The sequence below is a fragment of the Prevotella marseillensis genome, from assembly GCF_900625065.1.
Lineage (GTDB): Bacteria > Bacteroidota > Bacteroidia > Bacteroidales > Bacteroidaceae > Prevotella > Prevotella rara.
Genome location: NZ_UYXY01000001.1, coordinates 128,341 through 140,278 on the forward strand (window position 1 = coordinate 128,341; position 11,938 = coordinate 140,278).

At 46.0% G+C, this 11,938-nt stretch carries 4 protein-coding genes and 3 pseudogenes; 1 reads left to right on the plus strand and 6 read right to left on the minus strand.

Annotation, left to right across the window (positions count from 1 at the left end):
• Window positions 1-39 precede the first annotated feature (39 nt).
• The 3 genes and pseudogenes from EJL04_RS00575 to EJL04_RS00585 all read right to left on the minus strand — a co-directional run.
• Window positions 40-1,362 carry a sigma-54-dependent transcriptional regulator gene (locus EJL04_RS00575; RefSeq protein ID WP_004291471.1) on the minus strand — a complete coding sequence of 441 codons (1,323 nt, stop codon included), beginning with the start codon at window positions 1,360-1,362 and terminating at the stop codon, window positions 40-42.
• A complete protein-coding gene (locus tag EJL04_RS00580) occupies window positions 1,355-3,673 on the minus strand; it encodes a hybrid sensor histidine kinase/response regulator (protein WP_004291467.1) in 2,319 nt (772 codons plus the stop codon). Before EJL04_RS00580 ends, EJL04_RS00575 begins: the two co-directional genes overlap by 8 nt.
• Window positions 3,673-4,791, minus strand: a pseudogene (locus tag EJL04_RS00585) (tetracycline resistance ribosomal protection protein); the annotation flags it as partial. The pseudogene EJL04_RS00585 and the gene EJL04_RS00580, both read right to left, overlap by 1 nt.
• 56 nt (window positions 4,792-4,847) lie before the next feature.
• Between EJL04_RS00585 and EJL04_RS00590 the strand changes: the two are divergent.
• A complete protein-coding gene (locus EJL04_RS00590) occupies window positions 4,848-5,888 on the plus strand; it encodes an IS630 family transposase (RefSeq protein ID WP_125103825.1) in 1,041 nt (346 codons plus the stop codon).
• A gap of 4 nt (window positions 5,889-5,892) precedes the next feature.
• On the opposite strand, the pseudogene EJL04_RS00595 reads toward EJL04_RS00590, so the two are convergent.
• From EJL04_RS00595 to EJL04_RS00605, 3 genes and pseudogenes are all read right to left on the minus strand, one after another.
• A pseudogene (locus EJL04_RS00595) lies at window positions 5,893-6,699 on the minus strand (GTP-binding protein); the annotation flags it as partial.
• A gap of 657 nt (window positions 6,700-7,356) precedes the next feature.
• Window positions 7,357-9,993: pseudogene (locus EJL04_RS00600) on the minus strand (helicase-related protein); the annotation flags it as partial.
• Window positions 9,994-10,108: 115 nt separating this feature from the next.
• Window positions 10,109-11,911 carry a reverse transcriptase domain-containing protein gene (locus tag EJL04_RS00605; protein ID WP_008646012.1) on the minus strand — a complete coding sequence of 601 codons (1,803 nt, stop codon included), beginning with the start codon at window positions 11,909-11,911 and terminating at the stop codon, window positions 10,109-10,111.
• Window positions 11,912-11,938 lie beyond the last annotated feature (27 nt).

Genomic DNA, 11,938 nt, shown 5'->3' on the forward strand with positions numbered 1-11,938 from the left:
AATGTTATGCAAAGATAGCCAAATTCAGTGAATTACGGGCTATGATTGCTTGAATTTATATTTAAGTCCATACTCTTCAAGTTTGCTGTATAGTGTTGTCCTGCCTATGCCGAGCAGTTCTGCGGCGACACTCCGGTTGCCGTTTGCCTGTTTCAACGCACGCAATATCCGCTCCTTATCCTCCGCGTCATTGCGCAAGGCGAAGCTGACAGTAGAGGTCGGTTTCGTCACGGCAAGTTCCAGATGCTCTTTCATGACAACACCTTCCTGCGCCTGCAATACAGCACCCATAACTTTCTGCCGAAGTTCCCGCACGTTGCCCGGCCATGCGTGTGTCAGCAACGCTTTACGTGCTTCGGAACTGAACCCGCTCACGCTACACTCCAGCTCTCTGTTTGCCATATCACGGAAGAACTCTGCCAGCGGCATAATGTCTTCTTGACAGTCACGCAACGGAGGAACGGTTATCCCGAAGTCGTGCAGGCGGTACAGAAGATCCTGCCGAAAACGCTTTTCATTCACCGATACCTCCAAATCTTCATTGGTAGCAGCGATGATGCGGACATTGAAATTCCGGTCTGCCTTGTCTCCGACCGGGCGATACCGCCTCTCCTGTATGGCACGGAGCAACATCTGTTGGGTTTCCAACGCGAGGTTTCCTACCTCGTCCAGAAACAACGTGCCGCCTTCCGCCTCATGGAAATATCCTTTCTTGGCATTGTCCGCACCTGTAAATGCACCTTTGACGTGTCCGAAGAAAGCCGACGGTGCAAGCTCTTTGGAGAGTGAACCGCAGTCCACCGCCACAAATGGCTTGCCTGCACGTTTGCTCTTGTCATGCAACAGGTGGGCAATATGCTCCTTGCCCGTGCCGTTCTCACCAAATATCATCACGCTCATATCGGTGGCGGCTACCAGCCTTATGCGGTGCATGATTTTCTGAAAGGCGGAACCTTCACGGGCGAATATAGGCATACGGCGTTGTCCTGCCTGACGTTCTTTCAGTATGGAACGGATCAGGGGGACAAGTTTATCCTCCACAAGCTGTTTGGGAATATAGTCTATCGAGCCGAGTTTCATGCTTTCCACGGCGGTATTAACTTCGGCGTAGTCGGTCATAATGATGAAGGGCTGCATCTTTCCCTCCTTTCGCATCCAGCACAAAAGGTCTATGCCACTGCCGTCAGGCAGACGCAGGTCGGCAACCACGATATCATTATCTGTTGCCTGTTGCAGATGTTTCTTCGCGGTTGAGAGGTGGTAAGCCTTCATATTGCGGTAGCCCTCCCGTGACAGCATATTGCAGACATATTCGCAATACACGATGTTGTCTTCCACCACAATTATTTTTGTCTTATTCATCTTCGTATTTTCTCCTTTCCTCTTCTGCCAACCGTATTATTTCCACTCCCTTATCCAGCACGGCAGTCACGGCATGGCTTAACGCTTCACCATCCGGGAGAGCATCGCCACGAAGCAATCCGTAAAGTACATTCAGCGGTTGGTCGGCACGGAGCACCTCCCACGAACTGCGCAGGTGGTGGATCAGGGAATCCAGCTTTTGCAGGTCTTTTTCTTTTGCTGCATCCCGTACCGCCTGCATTTCCTTTTCTGTTTCAGTTATCAACTTTTCCAGCATGACGGCTTCATTGCCATAGGACAATAAGGCGGAAAAGTCCGGTTTCCCGTCCGGTGTCGCTTTTATGGCACACCTGTCGGAAACCTCCATCAGTTCCGATATGGAGAACGGTTTGAACAGGCATCCGGCAAAGCCTTTTGCCAATAGTTCCCCTTTGTTACAACTGCCCGAAGCGGTTGCCACAACCACCGGGATTGTTGGTGAATTGCCCACGTTGGACGAACGCAACAGTTCCAGCAATTCGAAACCGTTTATATCGGGCATATTCAAGTCTGTCAGCAACAGGCTGTATTCTTTCTGGCGTATCATTTCCATCAGTGCCGCAGCATCGGTGCAAGTGTCGCAGTGTATTCCTTCTTGGGAATACATCTCTTTCAGCATCAGAAGTAATACCTCATCATTGTCAATGGCGACAACATCATGGAATTTATTGTTATGATAAACAGGTGTATTGCTTGTATATCCAAGCTGTTCTTCAGCTTCCTGCATAGAAATTTCAACTGTGAAACGACTGCCTTTCCCTTTCTTGCTGTCTAAACGGATTGTTCCGCCAAGCATCGACACAATATTACGCATTATGGCAAGCCCAAGCCCGAAACCCTCCTTTGCGGCGGCATTTGATAGACGTTCAAACGCACCGAACGCTTGTTTCTGTTCCTCTTCTGTCATGCCTGTACCTGTATCTTCAACGACCAGTGTCAGAACTCCATTATCATATTCAGTAATCAAAGAAACACCGCCTTCTTCTGTGAACTTGACAGCGTTTGACAGCAGGTTATTCCCGATTTGTATTATTCGCTCTTTGTCGGTCAATACAATGGCATCGTGTCCAGTCTTCACGGACAAGGACAGCCCTTTGTTCACGGCAACAGGCATGAACTCCGTTTCAAGTGTGTGCGTGATTGCTGAAATCCGGCAGGGTGACAGACGGGGCTGTTCCTTGCCGTTGTCCAGGCGGAAGAAGTCAAGCAAAGTGTTAAGCATATCCCGCATACGGTCGGAGGATTGCAGTATGTTTTGGATATACTGCCCGGACTTATCCTCACACTGTTCTTTCCGTATCAGTCCGGCATAGCCTGTTATTGCTGTCAGCGGTGTGCGCAGTTCATGGGTGATAGTATGTACCGCCTTCTTCCTTGACGTTATCAGTGCCTCGTTCCGTTGTACGGATTGTTCCAGTTGCCTTATCAAATCAGTTGTCTTGTGCTTGTATTGTTTAATGCTTTTTGCATCACGATGTATGATGATGTAGGAAATTAACAACAATAGAAGAACGAATCCCATTAAACCGCCTACTTGCATAAATGACTTTTCACGCATGGCAACTATTTCGTTTTCCCGGCTTTGCAGTTCGGTTTGTACCTTTTCTTCTATTTGGCAAATCAATTCTTGCAGTTGTCTGTTAAGTTCTGCATTACGAGCTGCAAGGCTGTCGGCTTGTTCCGACAATTGGCGATCCTGCACTTTCTGTTCGCTGATTACGTTTCTATTGACCGAATGAAGGATAGTGGTTGATACTGCTGGAGTTACTTCCTTTTTTTTGCCGAATATGCCTAAGAAACCTTTTCGTTTTGGCTTTTTGGACTGTTCCTGCACACTTTTCTGTACAATAACCGGAATTTGATTGGCTATCTTCTTGTTAATAGATTGTTGTTCATCCATTAACCGGACTATCTGGAACATCTGTCGTTCCTTATCCTCTAAAAGACTGCGCACACTATCGATGCGCTCTGCTGGATAGGTGGCCTTGAAACGGCAGAGCATACTGTCCATTGCCATACGCCGTGCATGGTAATGCTCGATATCTTTATCGTTCCATTCCAGTATTGTTTCACCCAATAGAGAAAATTTTATCATTTGAATATTGATATTGTTTATTTCTTTTCGGAGCTCGTCTATTTTTTTATTGCCAAGTTCTAATGCTTCTATCTCCTGCCATTCATAGAGGCTATTATATGCCATACATCCGATAAGAATGGAGATAAGTATATATCCCAACCGTATTGCCTTATAGAAATTTCCTGACCGCTCCATTATTTTAATGACATTGATTTTTGGAACATGAATAAAAGTTTATCTTTTTCGTTCATGCGGATATTATCAGAATAACCGTCTTTTGTTATTTGATACCCACATGGCTTAACCATAAAAATGCCTAAGCCCTTAGTGTACGAACTTACTTCTGAGGCATAGTCTTTACTTGTATTTAATGGAACTTTCCCTTTAATATGACACCACTCATTATTACAACTGATGTCTTCAATCTCAGACATCAGTTTTTGCAAATCTGTAATAGCTTTGGAACTCGCTACTTGGGGTATCTGCAACTCAAAACAGAGCATCGGTTCGAGAATGTCCACACCTGACTGTTGCAAAGCCAGCCTGAAGACATAAGGGGTCAGCTGTCTGAAATCAGCAGGTGTACTTACCGGGCTATAATACTCGGCTTGAGTAAAAGTTACTTTCAGATCTGTCACTTCCCATCCATGTAAACCAGATTGGCAAGACATACGAATCCCTTCAAAAACGGCATTTTGAAAAGAATGGTTCAGATAACCATAGGAGATGTCACTTTCGATTTGCAACCCTGCCCCTAACGGTAAGGGTTCAAGAGTCAGCCCTATTGTGGCCCAGTAAGGGTTGGGTGGTACTTCGATCTGAATAATCTTATTGACCTTTTTTATAGGTCGTTCTTTGTAGATAGTCTTGATCTCATCAAAATGGACCTTTACGGAAAATCGTTCTTCCAGCAATGTCTGTATGATTTCCTTTTGGGTCAAACCATATAACGAGATTTCCAATTCATCACTATATGAGTTTATGGAAAAGGACAAAGACGGGTCTTCAATCCACAATGTATTCAGAGCGGATATCACCTTGCTTCTCTCTTCGGGCTTATTTGGCCGGACGGAGGATTTGAGAGCGGGATGCTGATGAGATAATCCTTGAATCAAACAAGGTTTAGCACCTAAATAATCTCCGATTCGAAAATCTTCTATATCTTCTACAATCGCGATATCATTGGCACCCACTTCATCAACATTTATCTCTCTGCCCTGATAAATAGTCTTTAGATTTTTAATCTTGATGAATTTTTCCGAATCGTTGATTCTTACAACGTCTCGAAGTCTCAGACTTCCGTCAATTATTTTATAGTCAAAAGTAAGTGAAATGCGAAAAATCATTCAAAAAATAGTATCTTTGCACTATGGAAATTCAGTTGTCGACATCAGAAATGGAAGTTTTGCGTAAACTTCAACGGAATTTAGCCGGAAGTTCCGACTATGCCCGTGTGACTTGCATTCTGATGTTGGGCATGGGTAATACGCCCTCTTTCGTGTCCTCATGTCTTGGAATAGACGTTTCCACTGTATACCGTTATCGTTCCGCTTATTTACATGGTGGTGCTGATGAACTTCTGGAAAACCGTTACAAGGGTTATTGGGGGCTTCTTGACAGCCGTCAGCTGGCAGCCTTGTGCAAGGAACTACGCGAGCACATATATACGGATGCCAAAGGTGTGGCGGCCTGGATAAAGTCCGCATTCGGCGTTGAATACACTCCCCAGGGGGTTGCAGACTTGCTGAACCGCATCGGATTTACCTATAAGAAGACATCGGAAGTCCCTTGTGAGGCTGATGCCTCAAGGCAGGCGGCCTTTGCCGGGAAACTTTCAGAAATTCTTTCCGGTATGCCGGAAGATGCGGTGGTTTATTATGCGGACGGTGTCCATCCGACCCACAACAGCCGTTCCACTTATGCGTGGATAGAGAAAGGCGAGAGACTTGAACAGCCGACCGTCAGCGGTCGTGACAGGGTGAACATCAACGGGTTGCTTAATGCATATGACGTGACAGATGTGATAGCGCATGACTGTGAGAGCGTCAATGCCGAATCCACCCGGGATGTTTATCAGTCAGCCTTGGAAAGGCATCCCGAAGCTTCCGTCATCTATATCATCTCCGACAATGCCCGCTATTATCACAACAAAAAGCTCAAGGAATGGGTAAACGGGACGAAAATCAAACAGATATTCCTGCCGCCTTACTCGCCGAACCTCAATTTGATTGAAAGGCTTTGGAAGTTCCTCAGGAAGAAGGTCATTAACACCGGATTCTACAGGACAAAAGAGAAATTCAGACAGGCCATCAAGGATTTCTTCGACAATATCGGAAACTATAAAGAAGAGTTGGAGTCACTTCTAACTCTCAAATTTCGTTTGTGTAATTCGCAAACCATTTCTTTTTAACTATAAGAAAACTTCTTTTATGCCCTTTGGGGTCATGCTCTATCTTATAGAGATAAGCTGAAAGTCTGTTTGAGACTGATGCCGGAGGAAGTATAAAAGAAGAAATGGCGTCCAACAACTCATTGATACCGATATTGAACATTGCTGATCCATGTAGCACCGGATAGACTTTGGCTTTTGCCACAAGAGCGATTATCGTATTCCAATAATCAGCCGGTGAAATTTCGCTATCCGCCAAATATCGTTCTAATATATCGTCGTCATGGTTGCATACAAATTCTTTGTATTCTTCCTTTATATATGTTTGGGAGCAAACCGGATAAACCGATCCATCGACAACAGTTTGCATAAACAGGACATCTTGCGACAGATTTGTTTTTATATCCATATACAAACGCTCCAAATTCACACCGGCACGGTCAATCTTATTGATAAATATAATTGTCGGGATTTGCAGCTTTTGTAAAGTACTGAACAGCAACTTTGTCTGCGCTTGTATGCCTTCCTTTGCGGATAAGATGAGGACTGCTCCATCAAGCATTTTGAATGTCCGCTCCACTTCCGCAATAAAATCCATGTGTCCCGGAGTGTCAATGATATTGCATTTCACTCCATTCCAGATAATAGATGTCGTAGAAGCCCGGACAGTAATTCCTCTACGTTTCTCTATATCCATAGAGTCCGTTATGGTGTCACCATTATCCACACGGCCGCACTTTTCCGTTGCTCCACTGGCAAACAGCAGATTCTCGGTTACGGAAGTTTTTCCTGCATCAATGTGAGCAAGAATTCCTAAATTTATAATATTCATTTGGATTAAGCAATAATATACTACAGTAGATGCATTGTCGAAACGCACCTTTTAATACCTCCTCGTAGCATATGAGAACTACAGGATTACTAACTCGTATTAATATGTATATTATTACTGCCGCATAACGATTACAAAATTACACAAAAAAATATATCTAACAAAAGTGGGAGGATTTTTTAACTTTTTACCATAGACATTTTATTAGGGAAGCGTAGGTTCAACTGGCAAGTACAAATAAGTAGAAATGTTTGAACAACACCGTTTTAGGAAGTTGAAAAATCAAGTTTCTCTCTCGGTATAGCGTTTATTTTGGCCAATATCTTCTTTAGTTTAGCATTTGTGTATTTCCCATTCGTGTTCTATTTAGCTCCTTATTATGAGTATGTAGCAAGTTACTTATCAAATTCAGCCTCTTTGAGGGTCAAATATGGTTTTGCAAATGGTGACTGACAAGACATAAACAAGGTCAGCAGGAATTTTTTACATAAATGGACATGAATGTATATAACCTAAAATAAGAATAAATTTTAATAAGGGCTGCCCAAAAAGAAAAAAATGCAGTTGCCATCCTATAGATACTTGCAGAAAGGATAAAATTTACTTTTAGACCTTTTGGGATAGCCCTTATTAATACTTCAGATAAAATTCCTTAGGTTATATTTTCAATCCTTTGGACCGGGTTTCCTCCTTGGCATACAGTCCCGGACGCCCGATTATGACATGGTTGGCAACGATACTATCCGCCGGACTGCGTATCTGCGGCGGTGCATTTTCGGGATATTGCGCCTGCCTGTTCCTCACATCTTCCGCTTCCGGCTTGAGCTGTTGCCCTTCATTCTCCTTTTCTGCGACTTCGGGCGTGGGTGGCGCAAGCTCCAGCTGAATTTTTCGGTCAAGGGCGGCAAGTTCGGACTTCAACTGCTTCAGCTCGTCCTCCTTCTTCCACACCTTACCCGCTATCTCCTGTAACTGCGGTATCTCCATCTCCAGCACCTCGTTCTTCGCCTTGTACTGGTCGATGATGGAGGGTATCCTCTCCATCGCGTTGAGGAAGTTGCGGGCGGCGGCCAACGGGTCAGCCATCGCCAGATGCCCGTTGTTGTAGGTGTACTTGTAGTTCCCCTCGACCACGAAGCGGTTGTCGGTGAACTCCAATCCCTCTTTGAGTATCCTTTCGCTCACCACCTTTATCGGAAAACCGTAAAGTTCACCGACCTGCGTGTACAACCCTCCGGTCGTGGCATTCTTGGCTATCTCCTGCAAACGCTTTCCGATGACCTTCTCATCGGCGGAATCCACTCCGTCCACCTTTATTATATTAAGGCGGTTGCCCTCCTTGTCGGTCTGCACCACCGACAGGAAGCGGTTCCAGTCCTCCGTCATGGCATCTATGAAAGCCGTGTTGTTGCGCAACTCGCCGGTCTTTGACTCCAGCTTGAACTCCGAATCACGCTTGCCCTTGTTGAACGACTTGCGTTCCCCTTCGAGCGATGCGATCCGCTTTTCCAGTTTCGCCTTGTCCAACAGGTCGGTATTGCCGGAGAGCAACGCCATGTATTCCGAGAAATTCATGCCCGATTTTTCGTCCATTGCCCCCTCGTCGATGGTACGCGCACCCATCGCACCGCTTTTGAGCTGGCTTATGAAAGTCTGCTTGCAGTGCAGGAGGTTGAACTTGTAGCTGTCCAGTGACTTCTCCACCGCGTAGATGATTACATCCACGTTGTTCCCGGCGAAATGTTTGGCAATCTCATTACCTGCCCTAACTCCGCGTCCGTCACGCTGTTGCAAGTCGGACGGTCGCCACGGCGTATCGAGATGATGGATAGCCACACACCGTTTCTGGGCGTTCACACCCGTTCCGAGCATAGAGGTAGAGCCGAACAGCACACGCACCGTCCCGGCGTTCATGGCGTCTATCACCGCCTTCCGCGCCTTGTCGGTCTTGCACTCCTGAATGAAGCGCACCTCGCTTGGCGGTATACCGTAGTCCTCCGTCAGTTTGCGCTTGATTTCCGAATAGACGTTCCACCCGTCGCCCGGCTGGTATGTCCCCAAATCAGAGAAAACGAACTGCGTGCCTTTCTGGGCGTCGTATTTTTGATAATACTCCGCGATCATCTTGGCACAGTGACTCGCTTTGTTGTCGGGATGATCTTCGTAATTCGGGTCTATCATGCGCATGTCGAGTGCCATTTTCCGGGCATAGTCCGTGGCGATGAGCATCTTCGCCTTTTCTTCCGTTTCCGAAAGCGGCAGCCTGCCCAACAAGGTGGCATCGCCCGTCTTGGCGAACTGCATCAGTTTCTGTATGAAGTCCTCCTGTTCCGGCGTGGGCGGTATATGGTGCAGTATCTCGTTCTTGGCAGGACGGTCAACGCCCACATCCTCCGCCGTGCGGTAGTCCGTGATTTCATTATAGAAGGCGGCAAGCTCCGGCACTTTGATGAAGTAGCGGAAACGCTCCTTCTGAACGATATTGTTCGTTACGTTGAACTCAAAATCGGTCGTCTTTTTGGCGAAGATGGCAGCCCAAGCATCGAAACAGCGGATGTCCTGCCGTTCCAGTTCGTTGGGGCGCAGGTATTTGAAGAGCAGGTACAGTTCCGTCAGACTGTTGGAAATGGTCGTGCCCGAAAGGAACGTAGCCCCCAAGTCCTTGCCCGTGCGTTCCTGTATGGTACGGATGGCAAAGAGCATATTCAGGGCCTTCTGGCTTCCTTCCGAGTTTCCCAATCCCGCCACACGGTCATGACGGGTGTTGAAAGTCAAGTTCTTGAACTGGTGACTCTCGTCAATGAAGATGTGGTCGATGCCCATCTGCTTGAAGTCCACCACATCATCCGTGCGGGACTTGATAGCGTGTTCCACCTTCTCCAGCTTCGCCACAAGGTTGTGCTTGCGCTTCTCCAGCCCTTTCAGCATCGCCCGCGACACGTTCTTGCCCTGCTGCCGCAAGACTTCGAGGTTTTCCTCCACCGTATCAAGCTCCGCCTGCAGGATGCGCTGCTGCAACTCCGGTGACTGCGGTATCTTGCCGAACTGGTCGTGCGACATGATGACGCAATCGTAATCGTTATTTTTGATGTTGTTGAAAAAACGCACGCGGTTGGCGGTCGAGAAATCCTTTTCAGAAGCGTAGAGAATCCTCGCATTGGGATATGCCGCCTGATAGGTGGCGGCATTCTCCGCCACATACGATTTCAGCCTAATAATCATCGGCTTGTGCGCCAAGTTCAGACGCTTCATCTCATGTGCCGCTATGCACATTATCAGCGTCTTGCCGGTTCCACAGGCTAAGCGCAAAGCGCCTTGCCGTCCTTTCGGACGGTAGGTTTCTAAACGCTCGCCACCGAACCGTACGTACACGTCTCCATGTATACGGCTCTCCATGGTTATTTTCAGTCTATTTCTTTTCATGAATCTTACGATAACAATTTTCACATACTGCTATTGTTTTTCTCTGTCTGGCAATCATGAAGCGTTCCCACTCCTGTTTGCCTTTCAGGTCTTTTAGCTTGCGGACATGCACCATTCTAAGGTTGTCCTCCGCTCCGCAATATTCACATTCACGGGCTTTCAACCGAGCCATAAGGCTGGTACTTTCAGTCCCGCGATAACTGGGCATGATATGCGCATTGTCAATACGCGCGTCTTTTCTCTGCTTGAACCCTCCATGATAAATAGTACGTTCCAACATTTCGCCCTTGTTGTTTTCATACCTTACTGTAAAGACTTTATTCCGGCAATATTTACGGATTATTTTCCTTACGGTTGATTCATACTTGGATGATAATGTTTTATACATACTCTCTTTCATGTAGTAATAGAAACTATTGAGAATGTTGACATTGTTTGCAATACAGTAGTAGTTATAGATTCCCCGAATTTCCGAATTGTATCGGTTGAGTATTTCAAGGTCATCATTACTACGGAGATACGGGCGTGAGGTCGATTCCCATGCTTCCTTGCCATTCTTGATTATTATGCGCATCGCATTATAGTCAAGCAGTTTCTTTCTCATAACCTCATAAGGCAGGAGAAGAACCACTTTATGGTCAAGTGAGCGTATGGGGATTCCTCTGAAATCCTTTCTCGTCTTGTCCGTACTGCGGACTGTAACATCAAAGCCGAGAAATTTGGCTGCGTCGTGTGAGTTGGTGATTAACGTCTTTTCATCCGAAAGTTCGAGTTTCAACGTATCTTGCAGAAAGGTCTTAATGTCCCCCTTTGCTTTTACACAGTCCTCTTTACTTCCGATTACGCAAATCAGAAAATCATCGGCATAGCGTACATACCTCATGCGTTTGAAGTTTTCGTCCATGTCAAGAGTTGCAGGAAGTTGTTGCATCTCACGGTGGAGAATGGCTATCTCCCTGCGCAATGCTTCTTTCTTCTGCTCGTCTGTTTCATTCTTCAGTTTCTTTACACGTTTGTCCTTACGATTTGCAACCCTTTTATATTCGGGGTTGCGTACACGTGCTTTACCTTTATTGAAGACGTTTATGTAGTTCCGCATAAATTTATCGAGTTTGTCAAGATAAATATTCGCCAAAATCGGACTTATTATGCCTCCCTGCGGTGTTCCGATATAGGAATTTTTGTACTCCCATTGTTCCATGTAGCCTGCTTTGAGGAATTTACGTATCAGTCGCAGGAAACGCTCGTCATTGATTCTTTCAGCAAGGATTCCGATTAAAACATCATGGTTGATGTTGTCAAAGAAACCCTTGATGTCTCCCTCGATGAACCAACGTGCTCCCGTACCTCCCTTTTGTAAGGAAGCCATAGCCGTATGACAGCCACGGTGTGGTCTGAATCCATGCGAGCAGTCTTCAAAATGACCTTCGTAGATGGATTCAAGAATCATCCTTACAACTTCCTGTACAAGTTTGTCCTTAAAGGCTGGTATGCCTAAAGGACGTTGCTTGCCATTCTTTTTGGGAATGTAAATTCTCCGTGCAGGGCACGGACGGTAACTTTCGTCTTTCAACTGTCCAATGATAGAGTGAATGTGCTTTATGCTCATTCCGTCTATGGTCTGCCCGTCTGTGCCTTTCGTATAGTTGCCCGCATTCTGCGACAACTTTTGATAGGCAAGTGCGTACAGATTTTCATTGAACAGCAGTCGGTAAAGCCGTTCAAACTTGTAATTAGGGTCTTGGCTGTGCCCAGCCAGACTGTTTAATACATTTGCTGAATCTCTCATAATGTCTCACACATCATTCGTTAAACA